At 64.3% G+C, this 25,245-nt stretch carries 29 protein-coding genes and 1 tRNA gene; 11 read left to right on the forward strand and 19 right to left on the reverse strand.

The features are described from left to right. The first annotated feature begins 39 nt into the window (after positions 1–39). The 3 genes from HNQ67_RS02935 to HNQ67_RS02945 are packed head-to-tail and all read left to right on the forward strand — an operon-like array spanning position 40 to position 4,730. The gene (locus tag HNQ67_RS02935) at positions 40–1,815 is read left to right on the forward strand and encodes an N-acetylglutaminylglutamine amidotransferase (protein WP_183252153.1); all 1,776 of its coding nucleotides are present in this window, start codon (positions 40–42) and stop codon (positions 1,813–1,815) included. Further along, complete coding sequence (ngg, locus tag HNQ67_RS02940) at positions 1,805–3,589, forward strand: N-acetylglutaminylglutamine synthetase (RefSeq protein ID WP_183252155.1); 1,785 nt, start codon at positions 1,805–1,807, stop codon at positions 3,587–3,589. The genes HNQ67_RS02935 and ngg overlap by 11 nt, the downstream gene beginning before the upstream one ends. 22 nt (positions 3,590–3,611) lie before the next feature. After that, complete coding sequence (locus HNQ67_RS02945) at positions 3,612–4,730, forward strand: osmoprotectant NAGGN system M42 family peptidase (RefSeq protein ID WP_183252157.1); 1,119 nt, start codon at positions 3,612–3,614, stop codon at positions 4,728–4,730. A 3-nt stretch (positions 4,731–4,733) separates the two neighbouring features. Here the strand turns inward: HNQ67_RS02945 and HNQ67_RS02950 are convergent, their stop codons facing one another. From HNQ67_RS02950 to HNQ67_RS02975, 6 genes are all read right to left on the reverse strand, one after another. Next, positions 4,734–5,336 (reverse strand): LysE family translocator, encoded by a 603-nt coding sequence (locus HNQ67_RS02950; protein ID WP_183252159.1) that lies wholly within the window; start codon positions 5,334–5,336, stop codon positions 4,734–4,736. An 82-nt stretch (positions 5,337–5,418) separates the two neighbouring features. Further along, the gene (locus tag HNQ67_RS02955) at positions 5,419–6,279 is read right to left on the reverse strand and encodes an adenine nucleotide alpha hydrolase family protein (RefSeq protein WP_183252161.1); all 861 of its coding nucleotides are present in this window, start codon (positions 6,277–6,279) and stop codon (positions 5,419–5,421) included. Between the two features lie 59 nt (positions 6,280–6,338). Beyond that, the gene (locus tag HNQ67_RS02960; protein ID WP_221247694.1) at positions 6,339–6,845 is read right to left on the reverse strand and encodes a pyridoxamine 5'-phosphate oxidase family protein; all 507 of its coding nucleotides are present in this window, start codon (positions 6,843–6,845) and stop codon (positions 6,339–6,341) included. A gap of 776 nt (positions 6,846–7,621) precedes the next feature. Then, positions 7,622–8,836, reverse strand: a complete 1,215-nt coding sequence (locus HNQ67_RS02965; protein WP_183252163.1) for a hypothetical protein — start codon at positions 8,834–8,836, stop codon at positions 7,622–7,624. A 633-nt stretch (positions 8,837–9,469) separates the two neighbouring features. Beyond that, positions 9,470–10,399 (reverse strand): hypothetical protein, encoded by a 930-nt coding sequence (locus tag HNQ67_RS02970; protein WP_183252165.1) that lies wholly within the window; start codon positions 10,397–10,399, stop codon positions 9,470–9,472. A 210-nt stretch (positions 10,400–10,609) separates the two neighbouring features. Then, positions 10,610–11,269: a recombinase family protein gene (locus HNQ67_RS02975; protein WP_183252167.1), complete on the reverse strand. Its 660-nt coding sequence runs from the start codon at positions 11,267–11,269 to the stop codon at positions 10,610–10,612. A 237-nt stretch (positions 11,270–11,506) separates the two neighbouring features. Between HNQ67_RS02975 and HNQ67_RS02980 the strand changes: the two genes are divergently transcribed. The 3 genes from HNQ67_RS02980 to HNQ67_RS13580 all read left to right on the forward strand — a co-directional run bounded on the left by HNQ67_RS02980 (position 11,507) and on the right by HNQ67_RS13580 (position 12,797). Beyond that, positions 11,507–11,995 (forward strand): YybH family protein, encoded by a 489-nt coding sequence (locus HNQ67_RS02980; RefSeq protein ID WP_183252169.1) that lies wholly within the window; start codon positions 11,507–11,509, stop codon positions 11,993–11,995. A gap of 177 nt (positions 11,996–12,172) precedes the next feature. Further along, a complete protein-coding gene (locus HNQ67_RS13575; RefSeq protein ID WP_246347408.1) occupies positions 12,173–12,493 on the forward strand; it encodes a site-specific integrase in 321 nt (106 codons plus the stop codon). Between the two features lie 130 nt (positions 12,494–12,623). After that, positions 12,624–12,797, forward strand: coding sequence for a site-specific integrase (locus HNQ67_RS13580; protein ID WP_246347409.1), 174 nt, complete (start codon positions 12,624–12,626; stop codon positions 12,795–12,797). A 150-nt stretch (positions 12,798–12,947) separates the two neighbouring features. On the opposite strand, the gene HNQ67_RS02990 is transcribed toward HNQ67_RS13580, so the two are convergent. Genes HNQ67_RS02990 through HNQ67_RS03015 form a run of 6 tightly spaced genes read right to left on the reverse strand, consistent with a single transcriptional unit; the run spans position 12,948 to position 14,636 of the window. Next, complete coding sequence (locus tag HNQ67_RS02990) at positions 12,948–13,532, reverse strand: alpha-ketoglutarate-dependent dioxygenase AlkB (protein WP_183252170.1); 585 nt, start codon at positions 13,530–13,532, stop codon at positions 12,948–12,950. Between the two features lie 9 nt (positions 13,533–13,541). Beyond that, on the reverse strand, positions 13,542–13,727 hold the full coding sequence (locus tag HNQ67_RS02995) for a hypothetical protein (RefSeq protein WP_183252172.1): 186 nt from the start codon (positions 13,725–13,727) through the stop codon (positions 13,542–13,544). Between the two features lie 18 nt (positions 13,728–13,745). After that, positions 13,746–14,129, reverse strand: coding sequence for a hypothetical protein (locus HNQ67_RS13585; protein WP_246347410.1), 384 nt, complete (start codon positions 14,127–14,129; stop codon positions 13,746–13,748). 26 nt (positions 14,130–14,155) lie between these two features. Further along, positions 14,156–14,299: a hypothetical protein gene (locus HNQ67_RS03005; RefSeq protein WP_183252174.1), complete on the reverse strand. Its 144-nt coding sequence runs from the start codon at positions 14,297–14,299 to the stop codon at positions 14,156–14,158. Continuing rightward, positions 14,299–14,457, reverse strand: coding sequence for a hypothetical protein (locus tag HNQ67_RS03010; protein WP_183252176.1), 159 nt, complete (start codon positions 14,455–14,457; stop codon positions 14,299–14,301). Before HNQ67_RS03010 ends, HNQ67_RS03005 begins: the two co-directional genes overlap by 1 nt. Then, positions 14,457–14,636 carry a DUF3606 domain-containing protein gene (locus HNQ67_RS03015; protein WP_183252178.1) on the reverse strand — a complete coding sequence of 60 codons (180 nt, stop codon included), beginning with the start codon at positions 14,634–14,636 and terminating at the stop codon, positions 14,457–14,459. The genes HNQ67_RS03010 and HNQ67_RS03015 overlap by 1 nt, the downstream gene beginning before the upstream one ends. Positions 14,637–14,835: 199 nt before the next feature. Between HNQ67_RS03015 and HNQ67_RS13855 the strand changes: the two genes are divergently transcribed. After that, a complete protein-coding gene (locus HNQ67_RS13855) occupies positions 14,836–15,186 on the forward strand; it encodes a DUF6894 family protein (RefSeq protein WP_425486327.1) in 351 nt (116 codons plus the stop codon). Here HNQ67_RS13855 and HNQ67_RS03020 read toward each other — a convergent pair. The 3 genes from HNQ67_RS03020 to HNQ67_RS03030 form a co-directional block, all read right to left on the reverse strand. After that, the gene (locus HNQ67_RS03020) at positions 15,098–15,856 is read right to left on the reverse strand and encodes a Crp/Fnr family transcriptional regulator (protein ID WP_183252180.1); all 759 of its coding nucleotides are present in this window, start codon (positions 15,854–15,856) and stop codon (positions 15,098–15,100) included. The two genes, HNQ67_RS13855 and HNQ67_RS03020, sit on opposite strands and share 89 nt — an antisense overlap. Next, positions 15,853–16,158 (reverse strand): hypothetical protein, encoded by a 306-nt coding sequence (locus HNQ67_RS03025; RefSeq protein ID WP_183252181.1) that lies wholly within the window; start codon positions 16,156–16,158, stop codon positions 15,853–15,855. Before HNQ67_RS03025 ends, HNQ67_RS03020 begins: the two co-directional genes overlap by 4 nt. Positions 16,159–16,337: 179 nt before the next feature. After that, on the reverse strand, positions 16,338–18,419 hold the full coding sequence (locus tag HNQ67_RS03030) for a glycoside hydrolase family 65 protein (RefSeq protein WP_183252183.1): 2,082 nt from the start codon (positions 18,417–18,419) through the stop codon (positions 16,338–16,340). Between the two features lie 417 nt (positions 18,420–18,836). Between HNQ67_RS03030 and HNQ67_RS13590 the strand changes: the two genes are divergently transcribed. From HNQ67_RS13590 to HNQ67_RS03045, 4 genes are all read left to right on the forward strand, one after another. Further along, entirely contained in the window at positions 18,837–19,040 is a 204-nt protein-coding gene (locus HNQ67_RS13590) for a hypothetical protein (protein ID WP_246347411.1), read from the forward strand. Beyond that, entirely contained in the window at positions 18,997–19,359 is a 363-nt protein-coding gene (locus HNQ67_RS03035) for a DUF4142 domain-containing protein (RefSeq protein WP_246347412.1), read from the forward strand. Before HNQ67_RS13590 ends, HNQ67_RS03035 begins: the two co-directional genes overlap by 44 nt. A 113-nt stretch (positions 19,360–19,472) precedes the next feature. Beyond that, complete coding sequence (locus HNQ67_RS03040) at positions 19,473–19,739, forward strand: hypothetical protein (protein ID WP_183252185.1); 267 nt, start codon at positions 19,473–19,475, stop codon at positions 19,737–19,739. 37 nt (positions 19,740–19,776) lie between these two features. Then, positions 19,777–20,550, forward strand: a complete 774-nt coding sequence (locus HNQ67_RS03045) for a DUF6766 family protein (protein ID WP_183252187.1) — start codon at positions 19,777–19,779, stop codon at positions 20,548–20,550. A gap of 461 nt (positions 20,551–21,011) precedes the next feature. Here the strand turns inward: HNQ67_RS03045 and HNQ67_RS03050 are convergent, their stop codons facing one another. From HNQ67_RS03050 to HNQ67_RS03060, 4 genes are all read right to left on the reverse strand, one after another. Further along, on the reverse strand, positions 21,012–22,238 hold the full coding sequence (locus HNQ67_RS03050; RefSeq protein ID WP_183252189.1) for a hypothetical protein: 1,227 nt from the start codon (positions 22,236–22,238) through the stop codon (positions 21,012–21,014). A 489-nt stretch (positions 22,239–22,727) separates the two neighbouring features. Then, positions 22,728–22,997: a helix-turn-helix transcriptional regulator gene (locus HNQ67_RS13860; RefSeq protein ID WP_425486332.1), complete on the reverse strand. Its 270-nt coding sequence runs from the start codon at positions 22,995–22,997 to the stop codon at positions 22,728–22,730. Between the two features lie 244 nt (positions 22,998–23,241). Next, the gene (locus HNQ67_RS03055) at positions 23,242–24,966 is read right to left on the reverse strand and encodes a DUF6538 domain-containing protein (protein ID WP_183252191.1); all 1,725 of its coding nucleotides are present in this window, start codon (positions 24,964–24,966) and stop codon (positions 23,242–23,244) included. A gap of 138 nt (positions 24,967–25,104) precedes the next feature. After that, positions 25,105–25,196 (reverse strand) — tRNA-Ser (locus HNQ67_RS03060). Between the last annotated feature and the right edge of the window lie 49 nt (positions 25,197–25,245).

Here is a 25,245-nt window from a genome sequence, read left to right on the forward strand (position 1 = left end):
CCATATCCACACGCTGCTTTCACAATTCAAGGAGGGCCCATGTGCGGTCTGAGCGGCGAGATCAATTTCGACGGAAGGCCAGCCGACGCCGGCGCCGTGCAACGCATGACGGATGCGCTCTCGCCTCGGGGACCGGACGGGTCCGGCATCGTGATGCGCGGCCCGGTGGGGATGGGCCACCGGCGGCTGAAGATCATCGACCTGTCGGAGAAGGCGCAGCAGCCAATGGTCGATTCCGACCTCGGCGTGACGCTGGCCTTCAACGGCTGCATCTACAACTATCCGGAACTGCGCGCCGAGCTTGAGGGGCTGGGGCACCGCTTCTTCTCGCACGGCGACACCGAGGTCATCATCAAGGCGTGGAAGGCTTGGGGCGAGGCCTGCGTCGATCGCTTCAAGGGGATGTTCGCCTTCGTCCTGCATGAGCGGGACAGCGGCCGGGTCGTGATCGCCCGCGACCGGTTCGGCATCAAGCCGCTGTATTTGGAGGAGAAGGGCAAGCGGCTGCGCTTCGCCTCGAGCCTGCCGGCCCTGCTGGCGGCGGGCGAGGTCGACACGTCGATCGATCCGGTGGGCCTGCACCACTACATGACCTTCCACGCCGTGGTGCCGCCGCCCCACACCATACTGACGGGGATCAGGAAATTCCCCGCCGCCACGATCCGCGTGATCGAGCCGGACGGGACGTCGCGTGAGCGCGTCTACTGGCGACCAGATATGACGCGGCGTCCGGAGGACGCCGGGCTGACGGCCGAAGACTGGCGAGACCGGGTGCTGGAGTCGCTGCGCGTCGCCGTGAAGCGCCGCATGATCGCCGACGTGCCCGTCGGGGTGTTGCTGTCGGGCGGGGTCGATTCCAGCCTGATCGTCGGCCTGCTGGCGGAGTTGGGGCAGAAGGACCTGATGACCTTCTCGGTCGGCTTTGAGGCGGCCAACGGCGAACAGGGCGACGAGTTTGTCTATTCCGACCTGATCGCCAATCATTACGACACCCGGCACCACCAGATTTTCGTGCCACACGAGCGGCTGATGGAAGCTCTGCCGGGCGCCATCGGGGCGATGTCGGAGCCGATGGTCAGCTATGACAACGTCGGCTTCTACCTGTTGAGCCAGGAGGTTTCGAAACACATCAAGGTGGTTCAGTCGGGCCAGGGCGCCGACGAGGTTTTCGGCGGTTATCATTGGTATCCCCCGATGGTGGGCGCGACCGATCCGGTCGAGACCTACGCCAAGGCGTTCTTCGACCGCAGCCACGAGACGCTGAAGACACAGCTGAACGGGGCGTTCATGGCCGACACCGATGTCAGCCGGGCGCTGGTCGAGGCGCACTTCGCCCAGCCGGGCGCGGAGACGCCGGTGGACAAGGCGCTGCGGCTGGACAGCCAGGTGATGCTGGTCGACGACCCGGTCAAGCGGGTCGACAACATGACCATGGCCTGGGGCCTGGAGGCGCGGGTGCCCTTCCTCGACCATGAGCTGGTCGAATTGGCGGGTCGAATTCCGCCGGAGCACAAGCTGAGCCAGGGCGGCAAGGGCGTTCTGAAGGAGGCGGCGCGACTGGTCGTCCCGCCCGAGGTCATCGACCGCAAAAAGGGCTACTTCCCCGTTCCCGCCTTGAAGTACATCGAGGGGCCTTATCTGGAGATGGTGCGCGAGGCGCTCACCAACCGGGCGGCACGCGACCGGGGCCTGTTCGACAAGGGCTACCTCGACACCCTGTTCGCGGACCCGACGGCGCATATCACGCCCCTCCGCGGCTCGGAGCTCTGGCAGGTCGCCATCCTCGAGATGTGGATGCAGCAGCATGGCCTCTGACATCCGCCCCGTCCGCGCCAAGGCGCATCGGCTCAAGCGCCTGCGCCACGAGGGGCTGAAGCCGCCGGTGCGGACCGGCGTGGGCGCGCCCCAGCCCAACGCGGTGCTCGATTGCGGTTGGGGCCGGCTGTTGTTCGCCCAGACGTTCAAGGCCGCCCCGCCGCTGGTGGAAGCGCTGAGGGCCGAGGGGCCGGACCGGCGCGACATCGCCTTCTACGTCCGCAATCCGCACGTCCTGCTGGCGTCGGCGCCTCAGGAGGTGTTCCTTGATCCGTCGCACACCTACCGCCTCGACCTGGCCACCTATCGCGCCAGCCGCCGCCAGCCCCGCGGCTTCACCGTCCGCCGCCTGACCTCGGAAGCGGACGCAGAGGCCGTCAACGAAATCTACGCCAAGCGCCGGATGGTGCAGGCGCCGGCCGACTTCTTGTGGAGACACCGGGACGACCGGACCCTGACCTATCTGGTCGCCGAGGACAGCGTGACGGGGTTGGTGATCGGCACGGTGACGGGGGTCAATCACGCCCGCGCCTTCGACGATCCGGAGTGCGGTTCGTCCCTGTGGTGTCTGGCGGTCGATCCGCAAGCGACCCAGCCGGGGATCGGCGAGGCCCTGGTCCGGCGGCTGGCCGAGCATTTCGCGACCCAGGGTCTGGCCTACATGGATCTGTCGGTCATGCACGATAATCTCCAGGCCATCGCTCTGTATGAGAAGCTGGGCTTCCGGCGCGTGTATTTCTTCGGCGTGAAGCGCAAGAACCCGATCAATGAGGTGTTGTTCGTCGGGCCCACCGACGATCTCGATCTCAATCCTTACGCCCGCATCATCGTCGATGAGGCGAGGCGTCGGGGCATCCATACCGACATTATTGACGCCGAAGGCGGCCTGTTCCGCCTCAGCTGGGGCGGGCGATCAGTGCGCTGCCGCGAGAGCCTGTCCGAACTGACCAGCGCGGTGGCGCTGAGCATCTGCGACGACAAGCGGATGACCCGGCGCATCGTCGATGCGGCGGGCGTGCGCGTGCCCGCCCGGATCGCCGCCGACGAGCCGGCCGCCATCAGGGCTGCGCTGAAGAAATACCCCGCACTCGTGGTCAAACCCGCCCGCGGCGAACAGGGCCAGGGCGTCGCCGTCGGTCTGACGACCGTGAAGGATGTTGAGGCGGCGCTGGAACGGGCCCGGCAGATCTGCTCCGAGGTGCTGGTCGAGGAGCAGGTGGAGGGCGAGGACCTGCGGCTGGTGGTCATCGACTACAAGGTTGTCGCCTGCGCCCTGAGACGCCCTCCCCGCGTCTTCGGCGACGGCCGTTCGACCCTGCGGGCTCTGATCGAACACCAGAGCCGCCGCCGCGAGGCGGCCACCGGCGGGGAATCCAGAATCCCGCTCGACGCCGAGACCGAACGGGCCCTCGCCGAGGCGGGCTATGGCCTCGATGACATCGCGCCCGAGGGAACGGAGATCATGGTGCGCAAGGCCGCCAACCTTCACCTCGGAGGCACCATCCACGACGTGACCGAAGAGGTGCATCCGGAACTGATCCGCGCGGCGGTCGCGGCCGCCCGCGCCATCGACATCCCCGTCACCGGCATCGACCTGATGGTGAAATCGCCGCGCGAGCCGCACTACGCGTTCATCGAGGCCAACGAGCGGCCTGGTCTGGCCAATCACGAGCCCCAGCCGACGGCCGAGCGGTTCATCGACCTGCTGTTCCCGCTGTCGGCGCCGGCGGCGTCGCGCATCGCGGGCCGTCCGGACGCCCCGGGCGCCGCCTGACCCCCAACCAGAAGGAGCAATCTTGTCCCGTCCCGCGATCGACCTCGACTATCTGAAGTCTCGCCTCGGCGAGCTGCTAAACACGCCCAGCCCGACCGGCTACACCGACGAAGCCGTCTGGCTGCTGTGCCGGGAGCTGGAAAGGCTGGGCCTGACCTATGAGCTGACGCGCCGGGGCGCGATTCGCGCGCGCCTGCCGGGGCGGGACCCGAAGCCCGCCCGCGCCATGGTCGCCCACGTCGACACCCTCGGCGCCCAGGTCAAGTTCGTGAAGGATAACGGCCGGCTGGAGCTGGTACCCATCGGGCACTGGTCGTCGCGCTTCGCCGAAGGGGCGCGAGCCACGATCTTTTCGGAAGGCGGCATGTACCGGGGCACGATCCTGCCGCTGAAGGCCTCGGGGCACACCTTCAACGAGGAGGTGGACACCCAGCCAGTCAATTGGCGCCAGGTCGAGCTGCGCATCGACGCCGTGACCCACAATGCCAGGGACACGCGCCTGCTCGGTGTCGAAATCGGCGACATCGTGGCCATCGACCCCCAGCCGGAATTCATGGACAGCGGCTTCATCGTCTCGCGCCATCTCGACGACAAGGCAGGGGTCGCAACCCTCCTGGCCGCTCTGGAGTGCATGATCCGTGAGGAACGGACGCCTACAGTCGACACGTGGTGGCTGTTCACCATCGCCGAGGAGGTCGGCCACGGCGCCTCGTCCGTGCTGGTCCCCGACGTGGCCTCCATGGTCACCGTCGACAATGGCACTACCGCGCCGGGGCAGAATTCGTCGGAGTTCGGCGTCACCATCGCCATGGCCGACCAGACCGGCCCGTTCGACTGGCACCTGTCGCGCAAGCTGGCGCAGCTGGCCGTCGACCACGGCATTCCGCACCAGAAGGACGTGTTCCGCTACTACCGGTCGGACTCCGCCTCGGCGCTGGAGGCCGGCGCAGACATCCGCACGGCCCTGCTGACCTTCGGCATCGACGCCAGCCACGGCTACGAGCGCATACACGCCAGCGCCCTGGTCGACCTGGCCCGGCTGCTGATCGCCTATGCCGAGAGCGAGGTGGAGATCGAACGCGACCTGCGGCCCCTGAGCGGCATCAAGGGCTTCACCCACCAGCCGGTGGATGAGGGGTGATCTTCATCCCGGAGCCAAGGGGATAACGACCATCAGGAATGCCGCCGCGACCAAGCTGATCGCCAGGAAGACCCGAAGACCGTATGCCCAGCGTGGCGGCAGACTGGAAGCCGCTCCCGCGGCACCGAATACGGCCGCGCTGTGTATCACGATGCTGATGGCGATGTGGAGGCCGCCGAGGACAAGGATCTGGGTGACCAATGGTCCCGCCTCAGGTTCAATGAATCCCGGCAGCAGAGCGAGGTAGAAGATCGCCGCCTTGGGATTGAGCATGTTGGCCGCGAGGCCGCGGACGAACGGGCCAGCGCGAGCGGGTTTCTCGTCTGCCGTCGCGCCGGAGCCGGACCGCAGGGCTTCCCAGGCCAGCCAGAGAAGATAGGCGGCGCTGACCCAGCGCAGGACGTCCAGCGCCTCGGGCGAATGCAGCGGTGTTCGGGTCAGACCGAACAAGGCGACGAACAGCCAGAACAGGAGCCCGACAGTGATTCCGGCGACGGCGAGCAGTCCCGCCCGGCGGCCGTTCGAGGCGCCCAGGAGCGCAAGATATGTCAGATTGGGCCCGGGCGTGAGCTCCACGAGGATCATCGCGAGGGCGAAGGCCGGCAAGACTCCCGGATCGACGCCGGTCCCATTCATCCGTACAATCCCGCGTTGCCGGGACGGGACAGGTGGTCGCGAGCCCCCATATTCAGTGGGCCAACAGAAGATTGGGGCCGTCTTCCTGGCCCAAAAAAGTCCGGGTGGCCCCGCCGAAAATCGCTTCTCGCAGCCGAGAATGACCCCAGGCGCCGGCGACGAACAGACCAGCCTGCTTGCCCTCCGCCGCGGCGATTAGGGTCGCCCCCTCCTCCGCGCCCTCGAGCAGGGTCGCAATCCCGGTCCCGACACCGTGGAGCTTCAGATAGGCATTGAGCAGATCAATGTCAGGCTCAGTTGTGTGGCGGTCGAGGCTATCAACGCATTGGAGGACGTGGATTGCGCTAGCCATAGCCAACAGCGGCAGGGCGGCGCGGACCGCGCGACCAGCTTGAGGGCTTCCGTCCCAGGCGATCGCGGCCGGCCCGGACAGACGGTCCGGGTCGCCCCCGGCTATCAGCACGGGCGCACGATCGGCCAGCAGAACCTGGCTCAGAATGTCCTTCACGGGCGCCTCACCGAGCGCGTCGCGAGCGATGACCAAGAGATCGGCCAGCGCCGCATTGCGCGAGACGGCGAGCGCCGGACGCAGGCCGCGTGTGAGCACGGACATCCGGGGTCCGCCCTGCCCCGCGCCGTAAGCGACCCTCGCTCCGTCCGCCGCCTCCCGCGCCACCCTTTCGATCCGCTCCTGCATGGTCCGCTCCGCAGCCGCCAGTTCGTCGATGGCCTCGCGGGACAAGGTCGCGCCGAGCGTCATGCCGAGGGTGATCATGTCCATGGCGGAGTCAGGATAGACCGGGATGACTTCGACCACGGCGTCATGCTGGGCCGCCAGCCAGGCGGCGAAGACCAGGGCGGATGGATCGCCGGAGCGGCCGTCGGCGAGGGCGAGGACACGTTTCAGGCTCATGGGCGGTCTCCTTTCGAATGCCAGTGGAACTATCGCCGGGCAGCGCCCGGATCGGCGACTCAGAACAGGTCCGAAACGCTCGGCGGCTCCTGCTCGCCAACTGTGAAGGTCTGGGGATCGCTGCGGCCGCCCGCCACGCCGACGGGGGAAATGACTGTCGGTCGAAACCGCATCACCGCGACCGCGTCCGCGGATGGGCAATAGACGTGCACCTCCGGGAACCGTTCGGCCACAAGGCGATTCAGCCGCTCGACAGCGGCGGGGTCATCGACCTCGACGGCCCGTCCGGCCATGGAGACCCCGACACCGCCTCCGCCACTGCTGCCGCTCTTGAACCGGATCGCGACGGAGGCGCGCGGGTCGGTTTGCAGGTTTGCGAATTTCTGGCTCGTTCGGGCGATGATGAAATAGAGATTCAAGCCCTCGTTCAGGTAGCCGACGGTTGTCGCCTGCGGCCAGCCGTCGGGCCGATTGCACGCAAGCGTCATCAGCCTTTCGCGATCAAGCAGTTCGACGATGGCGGCGACGGCGCGGCTGTGGATCGGTGGCGGGGTCTCGGCGCTCATGGCAGACTCCTGACGGGCCGGGTCGGGAGCCCGATCCTACCACACCGCGGATTGTCCTGCGTTGATGCCGATCGGGTCGACGCGGCATGGCCTGCGTAATTGTCGCGACAGGCCCATCTGGCTCGCCCGCAGGTGTGGGCGGCGGAGGTTCAGGACTACCATGCAAGGTCTGGCGGAGACGGAGGGAAGTGACGTGTACCAAACCAAACACCTCCAACTCATTGATTTATGTTATACCCAACCGACTTTGTGTACCAAGCCTGTGTACCAAGCCGGTGTACCAAACTTCGCGATCATCATTGCGTCAGCCAAGACGCGCAGCGCGTCCCATGGCATCAGGCAAACCCCACTACGGGACAGAAACTGTCCGGACCGAGGAAAGCAAGCCGCCCCAAACGTTGGAAGGCGATCCTGCTGAACTGTTCACCCCGGGCGCTGACAAATACCGTCGCCCGGTTGTCGGCACTGCCGGATCGCGATCTCGAATGGATCAGCAGACTGATCGACGCGGCCCTAAAGCCAAGGACTTAGCCCCCCTGAGGCCGTCTAGGGCGGCCGTGGGCGGGCAAGACGACTTCTTTGGGGGGAGTTTGTGAGCCCCAATCGGAAATACGTCTCCGCCGCCTCCTGACGGAGTTGCGACCGCCCGCTACCCCCCCTAGGCGACGGGCAGCTTTCGATCCATTGCGAAACTTCGCAGCTGGGCATCACTAGAGCAGGGCGCAGGTGTTTGGAGGATCCGCTCTTCGGTTTGCCGCTCCACGCGCCCTCTTGGCCTAGCTCAGGTCATCAGGCGAGGGGAGAAGCAGGCGTTGCCGCAGCTCAGCAGGCACTGCCCCAGCCCGGTGCCATTCAATCCGAGCGTCGACTTCAAGTGCGAGCTCTCGCGTCTGCGGTGGAGCCAAGAGATCGACGGTGTATTGAAGACCCGCAGGGTCAATGGGTCCGACGCCGGCGATCACTCGCCAGACCGCCCGATTTGCTGCCATTCGAGCTATTAGGTACTGCTCGACGGTCGAGCTCGTTTGCTCGGCTCCGCTGCTCACGGATATTGCCACTTCGTCATTGCCCGTCACCTCGCGACTGGAGGAAAACCCTCCCTTCGCTCCCCCTATGTTGACGCTCGTGGAGTTTTTCTGCGTCGCCGTGCGTTTCAGACCAGTTTGCGCGCCGGTGCTGTTCTTCCTAGTGACGGACGAGAAGGCTGCGGTTGGTGAGATTTCCTCGAAGACGATGCCTTCTTGTGAAAGGGCACGGACCTCAAGACTGACCGCCTCCAGGTGGTCACCCTCCGGCACGTCGATAAGCGTCTGCACCTGGAGGCGGTAGCGAAGCTGCGGGGTTTGTCCGAAGCCGCTTGGCTTCTCAAGGAAGCGCGCTGGCATGACGTGAATGGTTACGCTGCCGGGTATGAGACGGTTCTTCAGAATGGCCTCAAGCTCGGTGAGGCGAGCCACGTACTGAGGTGCCCATTTTTCCATCGGCCCGAACATGCGCGGGAACAGCCAGTTGAACCCCGGAAAGCTCCTGATCAACGAGCTGAAGGTGGTGACCCCAATAGCGCTTACGATCTCGCGAACTGGCGCGTCGTCACGATGAGGGTTGGCGAGAAACGGGCGCAACAGCGGTCGTATCGCGTCTGGATCAACATCGCTTAGGCCGCGAGACCCGCGTACGATGTCCACGAACTGCTCGAATGCGGCGACTGGGCTTTGGACGGCCTCTGGAGTGGTCGCGGGTATCGAGGGCGTCAAAGTGCGCTCTACCGTCAATCTACAAGTTCCCCGTGCGGTCAGCTTGATCGTGGCCCAGTAGCGTCGCAGTTTGTCGCCGCCGTCAATCAGGCCGGAACGATTGTCCTCTTCAGTATCCGCAACCGCCGCGAGATGACCGCTCGTGTGCGCGGATCTAAGGGGAGCCGAGTGTCCGCTTCCCACCCTTAGACGACCGACCGCTTTCGACCCGAAGCGGACGTTCGGCAAAATACGCATCGTGCGAAGGGGGTGACGATGAAAACGATATTTGCAGCCGCCGCTGGCGTCGCCTTGCTGACTGCCACCGGTTGTTCTCAGACCGAAACTGCTCCCTCGGAGGCAGTGATGGTCCAACAGTGGGCGTCCCATAGAAGCGACTTCGAAACCATTCGCCAAGCCGTCACGATGCCTCCACGCATCCTTTGGGTCGAGCGGGACGAGGATGATGGTCTGTCCGTCCTCCCAGTAGACGCAAGCCGAGAGAGGGTCGCGACCATTGGCTCGCTGATGCAACGCCTTGGCGTCGAGTCAGTATCCTCGGACCACAGCTCGCAGCCGAGTGTGGACATCCTCGTGTTCGAACAAGCGGGACGCGACCGCTATGAGTCACGGATGTTCACGCACAGACCGATTGACCCCCCACTGAGCCGGTGGCGAGCATCGACAGCGTGATCCGAAGCGATCCGGACGCAGACCACACGGTCTTCATGTCGCTGGGCGAGAGTTGGTATATCCGAGCATCTTCGATCCCAGCCGCATCGCGACAATAACTGCGGCGGACAGGCGTAGGCGGAACGTCCGCTTTCCCCCCATAGCGGACGTTTGAAGTGTCTGCTTTTCGACTAGGATGTGCATAAGGCGATCAGGCGATCAGGCTGACGAGGGGTTGGTGACCCCCTCAACCATTGCACTACGGATTTCGTGCAGACAGGTCAGAGAGTTGGAAACAAGCTGCCGGACCCCCATCCCCGCCTCTGCTGACAGACCATGACGGGTCAGGCTATGGCCGTCCGCCTCGCCCCGGAGCCGGTCGAGGTCTGGGCCTCCCACCCAGCGGTCCAGACACTGACCTTCGACCACGAACACTGCGTCAGCGACGGCAGCGTGAGCCTTGCCGGGGGAGAGCTGGGCCAAGGCCGGCGAGACCCGAGATAGCGATCTGGTGAACCGACCGATGGCCTGACGTCCCAGCCGTTCATGCTGATCGAATGCCTCAGCAGGATAGCCGTCGATCATCATGGTTTCAGGCATTGCGTCGTACCGTTCAACATCGTCCCGATGCAGGCGGGTGGCCACGACGAAGCCGAGGCTCATGTTGTCGAGGGGGCGAAGCAGAGACGCCTGAGCAGCCCGAGCAGACGCCGGGTCCATCTGATTAGGTAACATCTCGCCAGCGGCCGTGATGCCACGCTGATCGGGCGGGCACAGACTAAGGCCCTTCGGTACGATCCCGCGCAGGATCGACAAGGCGACATAGGCTTCATATGGGTCAGCCCCGCCGAACCGATCAAGAAGTTGGTCAGTGGTCATGCCACCGAACGGTCGGAACATCTCTGGCTCTCCCGTCTCAACCACAAAGGCCAGTTCGATGGCCGAACGGGACTTGAGGGCGGCTGCCATGCGCCGTGTCAGGGCGATCAACAGGGGCAGCTCTCCCACGGCCTTGCGAAAGGCCGCCCCCTGAGCGGCCGTGGCCCAGAAGACGGCTTCAGGAGCGCCGATACCGACATCCTCGACGGCGATGGTCGAGATAGCCCGCCAGACGTACCGAGGATCGAGCCTATGGAGGGCTAGGGCCATCCTGACCGCTCTGTCGGCCTGACCCCTCCGCACGGCCTTCTGGAGGCTGCTCCTGATCCGCCAACGATGTTCAGGGTCAACGTGGGCTGGTTGCGGCTCCAGCGTCGCCCAACGGGCAACCCAGGCGAAGGCCTCCTCTACGAGGAGTTCGGATGAGGGAGTGAACACGGAGGCTCCAAAGGCTGTGGGATCGGCCCTTGAGCGTGGAAGTCATGGCTTGGCAGGGAAGGTGATGATGTCGAGCCGGCGAAGAAGTTTCGAAACCCCGGAGTGGTGCCACCGCCCGGCCTCTCGGGTTGCTATTTCCATGGCGTTGAGACCGTCTGCGATCTGTCTGGTCGTGGTCGCGCCTGTGGCAAGGACTGCCTCGACCTGTGGGCGCACGGTCTCTGCAAAGAGAGCGGCGAGCCGCTTGTGCTCGGCGGCCAACACCGCGCCGTTCTTACCGAGGATCGTTCCCCGAGCTTTGGCCGCTGCCATAGCCGCCCGCGTCCGCTCCCGAATGATGGTTCTTTCGTGTTCGGCGAAAACGGCCAGTAGCTGAAGCGTCAGCCGGTTCGCCTCCGGCACGTCCGCAGCCCGAACATCTACCCCGGCCTCCAGCAGTTGGGCGATGAAGGCCAGCGACCGGGAAAGACGATCTAGCCTCGCAATGAGGAGGACCGACTTCTTGCGGCGGCAAAGATCCAGAGCCGCCGCAAGTTGCGGCCGATCCCGGACCGCGCCGCTCTCGACCTCGGTGAAGGTGGCGATGATCGGCTGGCCCGTTCGGGCTGCGTACCTCTCGATGGCGTCTTGTTGTGCTTCAAGGCCGAGGCCGGAAGCCTGCTGTTTGCCGGTCGAGACGCGGGTGTATGCGACGAGAGCCATGTTGGGTCTGGATCGGGTTATGGTTGGATAAGGCGATCCAGCCTATTCAGGTTTGACCGTCACGGAAGAAATGAAGTTTCACTTCAGGAGCGGGCCTTTCGCTGAAAAGCAGACCTTCCGAGCGTCCGCTATGGGGGGAGAACGGACCTTGCCAACTCGGCTATTGAAAGGCCTTGTGAGGATGTAGCCCCCAGCCCCCGTGCGGTATTTTGGCTACTTGAAACGAGGAAGAGCTAGATGAAAACCTCGCCGATACGGCTGTCGTTCGCCGCCTGTTCCTGCTTTCTGGCGGTATCCTGTGCAAGCCTCCCAACCAACTCGGCAAATGAGGAACTGCGGCTGATGGAAACTAGTCGCGAGTGGTCGCAGGCGGCCGCGAGCGGGGATGTTGATGCGATCATCCGATATTGGGCGGATGATGCCGTGGTGCTGATGTCTGGTCTGCCGACCTTCAGAGGAAAGGAAGCCATCCGTACTTACGTGACAGAGAGCATGAAACTACCCGGCTTCAGGATCAGCTGGGAGCCGGTCGAAGCGCATGTGTCGGCGTCCGGAGACATGGGGTACCTTCTGGAGCGAACCCAGGTGACAGTTCCCGGCCCGTCTGGAGGGTTGGAGACGCAGCAGTTCAGGACGGTGACTATCTGGCGCAAGCAGGGGGACGGCAGCTGGCGCAATGTCGTCGACATCGCGACCCCCGGAGCGGGAGCGACGCAGGCTCACTGACGACCGCTACGGGTCGGGAGCGGCCAAAGGCATCGGACCGACAAGCGGACGTTCCCAGGCTCAGACGGCATGGCTGAATGTCGTGTTTCCGGCGCTTAGAGAGTGACCGGTTCTGGCGCATTCGCGACCCACAAGGCGTAACGTGGAGATCGGGGGCCTCCGCACTGGGAGGCGGCCATGGGCCAGCCCGATCTTTTTCGCATGCTTCGAAAACCCTGGAACGCTGGACGCATGACTGGGGCGAAAGCTCCTCTCAAGCCGAAGCATATTTGGGCAATCCGCCAGCACCTGAAGTCACTTGGATCGGTCCGGGATCTGGCGATGTTCAACACCGCGCTGGACGCAAAACTCAGGGGCTGCGACCTCGTCAGGCTGCGGCTTGCCGATGTCGCCCATGGAGGCGTCATTCGACAGCGGTCTACCATCGTCCAACAGAAGACCGGGCGACCCGTACCGTTCGAGATCACAGAGCCGGCGAGAGAAGCGCTGACGCAATGACTGGAGCTCCGAGGTCGGCGGCTGGATGACTGGCTGTTCCCGCGCCGAAGCAATGCCGGAAGGCATATCGGGACTGGGCAGTACGCACGCCTCGTCGACGGCTGGGTTCGTATGATCGATCTCAACCCGAGTGGGTACGGCGCACACATTCTGCGACGGACCAAAGTGGCTGATCTACAAGAAGACCGGAAACCTGCGCGCCTGCCAGCTGCTCCTGGGACACGGCAAGCTGGAGAGCACCGTCAGATATCTTGGAATCAAGGTTGATGACGCTCTGGAGATCTCCGAGCAGATCGATCTTTAGGCTGCGGTGGGTCCGTCGGCAAGCGGATCCACCAAAGGTCTGTTTCGGGGGGAAGGCAGACATATACGTCGGCCTGAACGGGACACCCCACGCCCCTGAATTGTCAGCCTGACTATAGCCAGACCGTCACCACGGCGTGCGGGAGGAAGTTCAACGTAGCGTTCTGAACGTCACCGAATAGCGCAGCCTGTCGCCCGGCATGATGCTGTGTTGCCAGTCGTGGCGCACCTCGCCGTCGAGCAGATAGGCCGAGCGAGGTTCAAGCAGCACGCTCTCGCGTCGCCAGCCTTCACCATGGCGGCGGCGCAGCCGGAGAATGCACGCGCTCGCAAAAGAGACGCCTACGACTTTTCCGTACTCCGGACGATCGCGGTGCCAGCCAATCCCCGCGCCGGGCGCGTATTCGGTGATCAAGGCTTGGACCAGGGCGTCCGGCTCTAGATTCGCAAAGGCGGCGGCCCGCGATTGCAGCGGCCGGAGCCAGTCAGGGAAAGGGTCCGCCGGCTTCACCCGGCTCTGCGTGAAATCGTATCGCGAGCCGAAGGGCACGGTCTGACGGTTTCCCTTGAACCCGTGAAAATCGAAGGGCTGAAACGGAAGCTGTTCGAACCGGCGCACCAGCGCAGCGTGTTCATCCGGCGGAACCAGCTCCCGCGCATAAGAGAAGCCCGGGGGCGCGTACGGTGCCGGTTCGAACAGGGGAAGGGTTCCGCTCGGATCCGCTCTATCCAGCATCTGCGCCGCTTAGGCCCGGGGCCGCCCGACCGGCGCGTCTTCGCAACTGCCGGCCTCGGCCCTGTGCTCGATACGCCCGGTCTCGACCTCGGTGCGCGAAAACACCTCCTCCTGACCGTCTTCGAGCAATTCGCTTTCCGGCCCGCCCTGTCCGCCGACCACAAGGCCGGCGGCCGCGTCTGCCGAATGTGTCATGCGTCGGTTCGGCATGGCTCAGACCGGCCGGTCCGGATGCGTCTGCGTTCCGGGGGGCATGGCGTCGACATCCTGCAGGGGATCGTCCGTCTCTCTGATGGAGAGGATGGACTCGCCCGGAGACATCAGCGTCGCCGCAGCGTCGCCGGCCTGGACGTCCGTCTTCGACGGGACTTTCACGACACGGGTCGCACCGTCCCGTCCGGATACCGCGACTTCGTAGATGCGCATCGTCATGTGCCCGAAGCCTCCTGGCCCTCCGGCGCCCGCGCCGCTGGTCGCCGGCCCGGTGTCGGTTTGGGCCGGCGCGGGGGCGGCGTCTGACCCCTGGTCCGGGCGTCGCTGTCCGTCGCCCTCCTCGCGGTCGCGCTGGATCTTCTGGTCAGGTTGAGTGTCGGTCATGGCTTCTCTTTATTGCTCAGTTGGAGTCAACCTCGCCGCCGGCCGAGAAATGGCAGGCCGAACAGCAGAGGAAGGGCGAAAAAGACGAAATGGCCGCCTGTCGCCATGTAGATCAGGAGGCTCAGCAAAACGGCGACCAGCGCAACCAGCACCATCGTCCCGCCTCTCATCAGTCGTGCCCCGTCATGCCCTTGGACGGGTCGTCCGACGGGGTGGTCGGGTCCAGTTGATCGTCCGCCTTGCGGCTTCGCAGCCACGCCCACATGACCACCGCGAAAACGAGAAGCGGTCCGCCGACGGTCACCAGCGCCCAAGGGAAGGCTTCCATCACCGCCCCCTCAACTCACGCTCGACATCGTCGACCATATTGCCGACCTTGCCGACCGCGGCGCGCAGCCGTTCCTCGCTGACGCCGTATTTGGCGCTCCAGTCCCGCGCTTCGTAGTCGTCGGACAGGCTGATGCGTTGGTGGTCTTGGCCGCCAGCCTGGCTCCTGTCGTCACTCATTGCAAAACCTCCGATCGTATAGATTCCGGCCATCGCATAGACGGGGACGCGGGGGTCGGGGTCCTGGACAGCCATCCCGGCAAAACGGGCGGCTCGGCGGACGGTTCTGTCGTAACCCCGACACAGAGCGACGATTTTAGCTGGCTCTGTCGCATCCCGGACTCAGGAACCGTGTCTCGGGGTTGGCTGTTCCGCGGGGATGACCCGCTACCATTTTCACGCCGCGGACGGGGCGACCCTCAGGGACTCAGAGGGCGAAGAGCTCCCGGACATCGACGCTGCGAAGGCGGTAGCGCCCGATGTCATGGCCGCCTTGCTTCCAATGAAGCGGCACGAGTTCTGGCGGCGTAAAATGCTGTCTGTCAGCGTAACGGATGAGACCGGTCGATTGGTCGCTGTTATCACAGCCACGGCGCCGTGGACCCTGTCGCCCAAGCTGATGTGGCGCCCGAAAACTGAAATCAGGCCGGGTCGAGGCCCAGCGCCCGGGACCGACGGCGCTGCATTTCGTAACACTCGCAGGACGACCGCTCCAGCAGGTCCCGGTTAGTAATGCGGATGTAGCCCCTCTGATAAGCGATGGCACCCAGCGTCTTCAGTTCACCAGCCGCCTGATTGATCGTCGTCCTCTGCATGCCCATCAGGGCGGCCAAATCCTGCTGGGTGATTTCCAGCTTCTTGCCTTGGCTTCGATCGTCGAACATCAGAAGCCAGCGTGCCAGTTTCGCGGTCGACCGGTGAACCGTGTTGCAGGCCGCCGTCTGCGCCGACTGCGCCTGATAGTCGTGCACCAGACGCACCAGAAGCCCGCGAAGGTCGGCGCTCTCCCGGGCCTGGCTCCGGAGCACCGAGGACGGCAGCGCGAGGGCCGATCCCGCGATCTGCACCACGACTTGCCAGGCGCAGGGCGCATCCGCAAGGAAGGGGGCAAGACCCGACACGCCCTCGGACCCGACAACGGCGGTTTCGACGCTGCGCCCATCGGTGAAGATCGTCAGATTACATAGTTGCGCCGAAAGCGGAAAATGCACTTCCTCGACCGCGGCTTCCTGCTCGATCAGGACCTGCCCCTTGCGCAGTTCGACTTCCCGCATCCGCGGGAGCATGGCAGCGAGGTCTTCCTGCGCGATCGCCGAAAGGAATTTGTTTTTCAGCACGGCAGCCATCAGCCCACCTTCCGCATGCGCGGGCAAGGACTCCGTAAAGCGTGACAGCTTCATGGGTTGCCCGAGTGCCCCTGCCAGAAAGCCGCGCCGCCGCCAGGCGGCAGGCCAGGCAAGCCAAGGAGCAGGACGTCGTCGTCTTCGTCGACGGGCGGCACGCAAAGAAAACGTCCTGCACACACGCCGGAGCGGAGCCTGAGTTCCAGCTCAGTCGTCGACCCCGCGCGGGCCAGCCGGCGGGCCAGACGCTTGCCGGCGTCTTCCGCAGCGCGGCCCGACCGAAACACCATCGGATTATCAGTGCTGGGAGTCTCGACGGCCCAGCCGTCGCCCAACGGTTTGACCCGTATCTTCTCCATCGCTCACTCCCTTATGGGTCTCAGCGAGCGCCGATCTAGGTCGCGCCCGGGCCAGGGCAAGAGACTCGGGCGGGCGTCGCCAGACCGCAGTAGCGGGTCCGGATTCCCGCGTAAGTCCGAACTCGGACAGAGGCCCGCTGAACGCGTACGAGTCCGATCCGCTGAAGCGCCGACGGGCGTCAGTCCCCCTGCTGACCGACCCAGGTCAGCTCGGCCCGACCGGCCCCCTGACGGGCCGAAAACCGCGCGGGCCTTCCGCGGATCCACAGCCTGTCGCATTCGATCGCTTCCCAGCCTTCCGGCAGCACAACGGGGCGCGCCGGCCACGACTCCGGGTCGCCGGGCCCGACGCGAATCCCTGTCAGCCCGAACATCAGGCCGGTCAGGAAGCCCCCCATGTTGGCGAAGAATGGCCCGGACGCCACGCCGTCCACGGTGTCGAGCCGGTATTCGAGGGTCTGCTGAAACCGGCCGTACTGGTATTTTCCGTACCCCTCTTCCAGCAGCTTCAGCGAGAGGTCGCGGTGGCCTGCCCACGCCGCCCAGGTCCCGTACAGCGCCGGCAGCATGGGCGCCCCGGCGTAGTCCTTCCAGAGACCCAGGTAGAAGGTCAGTGTTTTCTGCATCGTGTCCGGATCGATGTCCGCCCAGTATGGGAAGAAGCCCATCAGCGGCGCGGGCGTCGCCCCTTTTTCCTCGTCGCTGCGGTAGCCGTCGTGCGAGGCAATGACGCCGTCGGCCCGCATTGGCAGGCGAAGCCCCTGGGCCACCCGCGCCCATGACGCCCGCGCGGGCAGGCCGACCCGTTCGGCCGTTGCGAACGCCCGTTCCAGCACGATCCGGGCCGCCATCAGGGTCATGGCGTCGTTGTCGTCCGTCTTCTTGCGCTCCGCCGGACCGCCGCCCTCGCGCAGGTCGTAGCCGGACCGCGCCCGGTCGACCCGGTCCACGAACCAGTCCGCCACGCCCGCCAGCACCGGCCAGGCGGCCTCTTTCAAAAACTGCTCGTCGCCGGTGACGTCGGCGTACCAAGCGAAGGCCCGCGCCACATGCATGTTGATATGGTCCTCGCGCGCCGCCGCGCCGGCTCCGCCCGGCGCTGCCTCCTCGCCGCGCAACGGCCCGGCCTCCCACGGATACTGCACCCCCAGCCGGCCCCAAGTCTGCGCATTGCTCCGCGCCGCCGGCAGACCGCGCGTGCGGAAATCCAACATCGCCCGCGCTGCCTCCGGCTGCGTTAGGGCCAGCGGCGGGATGGCAAAGGCGTCCACGTCCCACATCACGTGGCCGAAATAATAGTGGTAGTCCGTCCAGGTCGCGAGACCGTAGATCGACGTCGACGATGGCGAGGCGGCGTGGACCGAGGTGTTGAGGTAGAAAAAGGCGGCGTCGGCCATGGCCTGCCATTTTCTCTCCGCGCCGACGAGGCGGATCCGCCCCTTCCACAGCTCCCGCCATATCGCTCGGTTGCGACGACGCAGTTCATCGAAGCCCAGGTCACCCGCCGCCGCGATCATCCGTACGGCGTGCCTTTGCGGCTGATGGTGCATGACATCCGGCACAAGGCTGACCATCTGACGGAACCGGTAGCGGCGGTCCTTCCGCACCCGCTGCGTATATGTGCTTGAGAGTGGGCCGAGGGCGTCCCACGGCTCCTGCTTTCGAGCGACCTCGTGCGCCGCCTCCGTCATCAGCGCCAGTCCGCACCGGCCCAAGGCGCCTTCCGCTTCCCACAACAACGAGCCGTCGCACACCGGTGCGGCCTCTCCCGGCGTGTCGAGGCGCCGCTCGATCTGACGGCCCCGCAACCCGGTTGAGTCCAGCCGCATCCGCACCATCAGGTCGCAGGCACCATCGACCTCGACCGTCACCTCCTGACAGAGGACGGTGGGATGGCTGCGGCTGGCGAAAGTCAGCACCTCGACGTCGGCGCGACGGTCGCCGATGCGCACCGTAAGCCGGCTGGTCAGTTCCCCGCTCCCAAAGTCGTAGGCCTGATCTACCGGCTCGACCGAACCGGGCTGGTCGGCGCTCCACAGCCCGTCTATGGCGATGTCTCCGCCTAGGGGGTAGGGCGCGGCGGCCGCAGCCTCGATGCGTTTTTCGTGGTGCTCGCCGACGAAGCCGCTGATGATGCACATCCCCGACTGCAGCGGGTTCTCCCGCACCCTCAGGCCGATGAGCCCGTTGGAGACATAGGCAGGCAGGTCGCGCCCTCGCGCGCCCTTCGCGATCGGGGGGCTGATAGGTGCCGATTTCACATCCGACTCCCGTCCACGGCAGAGGTTCACCGCCGTAACGGCGTCGCCGAGGCAGGGTTTCGTCGGCTTCCAGACACATGACCCCCCGCAGTCCGCGCCGGTTTGACATGGGCAGTTTGGAGTCGCTGCCGATTGATGCCTCAGCACAAGTTGAAATACCTTTGTGGCCAGGGAGTTCGCGAAATCGTCGACGTTGCCGACACGGATGAGGCGGAAGTTCCCGCCCGTCGAAGGCTGCTCTTCAGCGAGTCGGGCTTTGCATCGCCGTCCTGTCCGACGGCGTCGGAGTGTATCGCCTCACCTGGAAAACAAGGCGGCTGACATCGCGACTTCGGCCGGCCGCCCCGTCCAAGGCCCAGCCTGCCCGTCCGCGACTCCAGAAGCTTTGCCAAAAACCCAACTCAGGGATCACCACCGATGATGAATACACTTTTCGCCAGCGCCGCATGCGTCGCCCTTCTCGCCGCCTGCAACGAGCGCGGTGCCTCGCCCGCGATCGACAAGGCCCAGTACATGGCCGCGGCACCCGTCGGGCGGGCCTCGGCCGCGACACTCGGAGCCAATACGGTTTCCGCCTATGTGCCGAACGGAACGCCGAGGTCGGGCGACTGGCGACGATGATCAAGACGGATCACATCGACGCCTCCAACAGGTTCAAGGCCATCATCGGCACCATGAACCCGCCAATGACGCCGCCCGCCGGACTCGACGAGCGCCGCCAAGGTCTGATCAACAATCTACGCGCGGCGGGCGCCGCCGCCTCGACCGAGTTTTCCTCGACCAGCAGATCGCGGCCCGCAGCGAGGCCCTGACTCTCCACCGCGGCTTGTCCGACCACAACGAAGCGCCTCCGCTGGCCGAACACGCCCGTTCGGTGGTTCCGAAGATTGAAGGCCACCTTCGCATGGCTGAACAGCTCAAGGCCTCGAACGCCGGCTGAGCCGGAGCTCGCGGTCAGGCGGCAGGTCCGGTCGCCAGGGCCAGTGTCCGAATCCCGGCAGACGGCGCTTTGGTCCGAGCGTTTCATGGCGCCGTGAACGGACTGGAGGAGAAGTGACCTATTTCTGCTTTATCGAGTCCTCCATCCTGTCTGTCCCCCACATGGAACCCCTCACCGCTGAGGATCCCGATAGTGCAGCCACGGAAGCCGGGGAGCTGCTCGCACAGCACGCCAGCGGGTACGCCGTGCATGTCTTTCTGGGCGACCAGAAGATCGTGACGCTCAGGCGCGAACCCGAGGGCGCCGCCATCATTCGAGGGCAATCAACACCCACCCCGTCGCGATCAGCATCCAGCGTTTCACAAGGAACGACCACGTGACGAAGACCGTCAGGGACAACGGCCCTACACGCTAGCCTTGCTGGCCTTGTTCTTCGCCAGTCTCGTTCGACAGGCCCTCGCCGGCCAAGCCAGCGAAAACGCCGAGCTGGCAGACCAAGGCCAACCCGCCCTAAGCCGTGCCGCCTATCTGACCAGCAGGGCCTTTTTGTCCTCCCTGTTCGAAAACTGGGAGAGCGAGTTCCTACAGATGTGGGCGTTTGTCATGCTGACGGCATACCTGTTTCAGCGGGGATCGCCGGAGAAGTATCCCGACGCACCAGCGCCCCAGGATCGTGACCCCGCTCTTGACGCAGGCAAGGCCAAAGCGCCGCTCCCGGTCCGTCTCGGCGGAATGGCCCGCGTCGTCTATTCTCACTCTTTGGGGCTGGCGTTGTTCCTGCTGTTCATCGTTTCGTTCGTTCTTCACTGCGTGAACAGCGCGCTGGCAGCGGATCAGGCGCAGCTTCATAATGAGGATGTCGGCGGAAGCTTGATCGCTCACGTGGCCGAGGCGGACTTCTGGTTCGAAAGCTTCCAGAATTGGCAGAGCAAGTTTCTGTCGACAGCCGTCCTTATCGTGCTGGCGATTTTTATGCGGGAACGCGGCTCGCCAGAGTCCAAACCCGTTGGGGGCCCCACATCATGTCACGGGTGCCGGTTAGCCGCGCTTTCTCCGAGCTCACTGGTGGGCGATTTCCTCACTGAGGAAGGTTCCGACTTGCGGGTCAGTCCCAAGACTTCAACGTCCGCTTTGGGTCGGGAGTGGCCATTCGTATTGTTCCTCAAAGCGGTCATACACTCGATGACGTAGACCGGGTTCGCTGCGGATCTATTTGCTCCGGCTGCTCAGCAACTACGCCCTCCCGCGCGAGGATGAGCTTGCCCAATCGGTAGACGAGCAGCCGGTTGGGAATGATCGCGAAACACGGGGCGTACAGCCCAGCAACCCACTCGTTACGCCCTGTTTTTCTCGCGATACGGTGGTGCACCAGCCAACGGAAAAACACCTCTTCCTTTGGGTACCAGCGGGGCTTGGCGGAGAGCATTTGGGCTCTTCCGAAAGCGGTGTTGTACAACATCGCGCTGCTCTGAGGCCCTGTTCGGAGCAGCACGGCAGCGTGGTGGAGCGCGAGCAGAACTCCGGTCGAGCGGCGTCGGCCACGAAGCCAGGACTTGTGTCCGACGGGCGGCTTCGGACAGGCAACCCTAACGTATCTGTGACGGCGAAATCGCTTCCAAGGTGCCATCTGCTCGTTCCAGAAACGGCGAACCTCATAGGCTCTCGACCCAAGGGGGATCGGTGTCCTCGGCCATTATCAACTCGCCCACGGTCGGCGTTCCATCTGGATCATCTTCAAAAGTGTAAGCGGCCTCTTTTGGGGCCATGCTTTCCAAGTGGATGAGGAGGTCGACCGCCACCGAAACGGCACCCGGGATGACGGCATTTTGGGCGACCCAGCCGTTGATGCTTTCCCTGATCGCTGCGAAAGCGACAGGGTCCTTCGACCGCTTAGCGTCCCGTATTCTGACCAGTGTCTTGAGGGCGAACTTATCGAGCCGGCCAGCCGAAAGTTCGACCCGCATCTTGCCCCGGTGGAGCCGATATTCCCGTCCGCAGAAACTCACACCACGACGGGGTGAGGTGATCCGGGTGCGACTGGTGAGCGGCCCGATCACGTCCGCGCCAAAGGTATCTCTGACTGATGACGTGAGGGCGTCTATAACTGACGTCCTGTCTTTGGCGTTTCGCAGGACCACGATCAGGTTGTCACCAAAGCTCGCAGCAAACACATCTGGGGACGTGTCGTTGATGGCTCGGATGATCGGCGCGATCATGGCCTCCGAAACGATTGAGGCAGGTGCCGTGCCCTGCGGGATGCCCCGCTTGTGCGCGCTCACCACGGCGACTTTCTCCTTATTCATAGGAGTGAGACCCCCAGGGGCCACATCAAGGAAGAGCGCCCGATCCTTAGGATCGAACAGCACCGCCTTCTTGACCGCCGCTGGAAGCGGCAGGCCGGAAATGACAGCATCCCTCAAGAGGCTTTCAAAGCAACTTGGGATGTCGGTGGTTATGACGAGGGCGGCCGCGGGCAGCTCGGTTCGGAGCCAACGCTCGAAACCCGCCCTTCCCCCAGTCGACATGAACTGCGTTGGCTCCGGGGTGCACAGCCCCTCGAGTGCATATTTGACCAGCAGCCCGACGGCATGATCGACGAACTTGGCGCTGAACACCCAGCGAAATGAGCCGTCGAACTTCTCGCGGGGGACCGCCAACAGCCTCCCCCGGCTAGGCTTGTACGGGTCCATGGCAGGGAGGGCGGCGAACACGGCCTTCAGAGCATCACCATCAGCACCGACGAGGCCGCCGACCTTTCTCTCGTAGGCGGCAGCGGCCGCAGCCAGTCGGGCAGTGTCACTGGCTAGAAACCGGCGCGAAAGCCGGCCCGCACGACGGGCACCGTTCACCTCGCCTGTTCGCCGCACGGCCGCGATCATCAATCGGGTCCTGTGAGCCGCGATTTTTGCTAAACGATGGGCCTGCTGATGATCAGCGGGCATCGCCAGCCTGTCCCACTGGGAGGGCCATGATTTGTGGGCAGCCCGCGGGGACTTGTCGGAGTTCGTCATTGGTCGTTCCTCAGGTTTCGGGCAGTGATCCATTTCCAGATTGACTGCAGCACTCAGCGCCGCCTGTGCCCTTTTGATTTCGGGTGTGCGGTGGCTACAGGCGGCGAGAGAGAGCAGCGGCAGCCCGGGTTCTCGGGCCTTCGCAAAGCCCTAGTTCAGCCCCTCGGCGAAGCATCCGATGTAGCACCCCGTAGTTCCAGCCTCGGCCGTACGGTCCGAACTCATCGCGGATGTTGAGGGCACCAAGCATCTCGCGGATCGCGATGATGCCCTGCAGCTGAAGCAGTCTGAACAGGGGTGCGAAGGCCTTGACGTCTCGGTCAAAACCGATGCCACGGTTGCTGCGCCGGGCCGCCATCAGGCCGACCCTCCCATCCGCGCAGGCACTTGGTCTGCCATCCAGCTCCGCAGATGCGCTTCACGGTACCAGGCGCGACGGCCGACCCGGATGAAGACGGGTCCTGTTCCCGCCATCGACCAGTGCGCCAAGCTGGAAACGGAAACTCCAAGGAAAGTGGCGGCCTCTTCCCGGGTGAGGAGGGCAGGGTCATTCGGCCTGCGAACCGATAGCGGGCGAGATATGATCTTTAGGGATACTGACATCACGCGTTTCCATGCGAGCGACATGCCCGCGAGTTGAGACGAAAAACAGGGGAAACTGGCCACTCACAGGGTGTGCCGATTGGTGATGTTGCAGCTGCTAAAGCAGCTCAATCACTCTGCGTGATGCTATGATGGCTCGAAACCATCTGATCGGTGATTAGGATGTCGACAATAAGATCGGACGTCAATCGTCCGCTCTAGATTATTTATCGCATCCAATCAGATGCAGCAGGCGGACCTGTCTGGATCATTATAGAATACAAGCAAATCAAATTCTTACTCTGTACGGAAGTCTCATTTCTCTGACGGCATTTTCGCAGACGGTCAAAGAGACGCCCTCACCGTAACCGTCGCTGACGTTCCCGCCTGCGTGCCCGATTATCCGGTCGATCACGTACTGCGGAAGGAGAGCGTTCCGGAAAGCGTCCTCGGCGGTATGTCGAAACGAATGAAAAACGAGCGCGGGATCCTTGAGCCCGACCTTGTCGAGCAGTCGCGCGAACCATTTCGAAAAGACCGTCGAGGGCTGTCCGTCAGCGCCAAATCCGACCTGCCAGAATACCCTCTTGTGTGGCCGCTTGTCCTTAAGCCGCCTCCGCATGAAGTCGCCGAAACCAAGGTCCAAGACGTCCTGATGGATCGGCACTCGGCGCACTCCAGCGTGCGACTTCACCATTTTCTCCTCGCCGGTGCCGCGCTCAGCAGAGCCCTCCTCTGTGATCACGAAATGGGGGACCGGATCGTCGAGCCTGACATCGGCGAGGTGAAGCTGGACCAGCTCACCAAGGCGGGCACCGGTATAGTAGCCGAGGATGGGGATCCAGAAGTGGGCATCCTTGATGACGAGTGAGCCCGGCTCGAAGCGTCGCTTCGCCGACTTCATTCCCGTGAAGACCGGGGCCGAAAAAAGGGCCCGCAACTCCTCGGCATTGAACGGGCGGCGTGATTTCACGCCCTTGGCTTTCTTGACCCTTGGCAAGCGAACGTCCTCTGCCGGGTTGATCGAAATGTAGCCCTGTTGGCCCTTCGCCCAGCGGAAGAACGCCCGGCAGGGGTTGAAGAGGTTCTCGACCGTGACGGCGGAAATGCGGGTGTCCTCATTGGACGTTTGTCGAGCCAGAAAGCTCTCGCCCCCGGCCCTCATGGAACGGGGGCGAAGACGTCGCAGCGCATCGCGATAGCTCACAATGTGCTGTGCGGTGATTGCTGCGATGGGCGTTTCGGCTCCGATATGCTCTCGGAGATAATCCAGTTGGCGAGCGCGGCCTTTCCAGGTCTTCAGCGACCACATCCGCTTTCCCTCCCCCAAGTAGACGTCCAACGCCTCGCCAAGGGTCGGCCCCAAGACGGGTGTGGAGTTCCACTCGGGGGGGGTCACGCCGACCGCACTCACGGCAGCCCGCCGAAACAAGGGATCGACCGGCTGGTACGGCAGCAGCCGCTCTGAGAGACGGTAGATGACCAGCCGGTCGCGCTCGATGAGCGCCCGGGCCACTCCGTCGTGCATGTCGTCCAGCACATCTTGTGGCAGGTCGAGGACCGCCACGCCGGCTTTCGCAAGGAGGTGTAGGACCTCTCCGACGACGGGGTACCGATAGTCCCCTGTTGCCCGCTGAGCTTCGATTTCCGAGATGGCCTCTTCGGTGAGGTGAGCCACGTACTCAAGCTCACGTTCTCGGTCCCGCGTCTCAAAGCGGCGGCCGCCGTTGGCCGCCCGTTCGAGATCACTGAACCGATCCACGATCATCGCACTGATGCGATCCTTGGTCAGTTCTGACGCCCTAATCATTTCGAACACCTCCATCACACGCGCGGCGTATTTCAGCGCAAGCGGACGGGCCTCAGCGAAAGTGTGGACGTGAAGGGATCGTCGGACCTCGCGCAAACCCACCCGCACACGAAGATCGTCGGGCACCCGCACGCGCAGATGAAAGGTGCCATGACGTCGTTGCAGATGCGGCACACGGCTTCCGCTCTTGGCGGCGCGTCCCATCCCTAAACTCGATCCAATCGAGCCGCCCGACACGTGGCCTCGGGCGAGGGTTCGTGTACCACGCTCGTGTACCAAACGATGGACGAGCGAGGCAGACCGGTAGCATGACCCCTGAAATCCTTGAAGAAATCAGGGCACTGGCGGAGACGGAGGGATTCGAACCCTCGGTACCCCTTACAGGGTACGACGATTTAGCAAACCGTTGCCTTCAGCCACTCGGCCACGTCTCCGGCAGGCGGCGTGGATAGCGGAGCGCGCGGGCGGGCGCAACGGGTCTTG

It is taken from the genome of Brevundimonas basaltis, from assembly GCF_014202075.1.
GTDB lineage: Bacteria > Pseudomonadota > Alphaproteobacteria > Caulobacterales > Caulobacteraceae > Brevundimonas > Brevundimonas basaltis.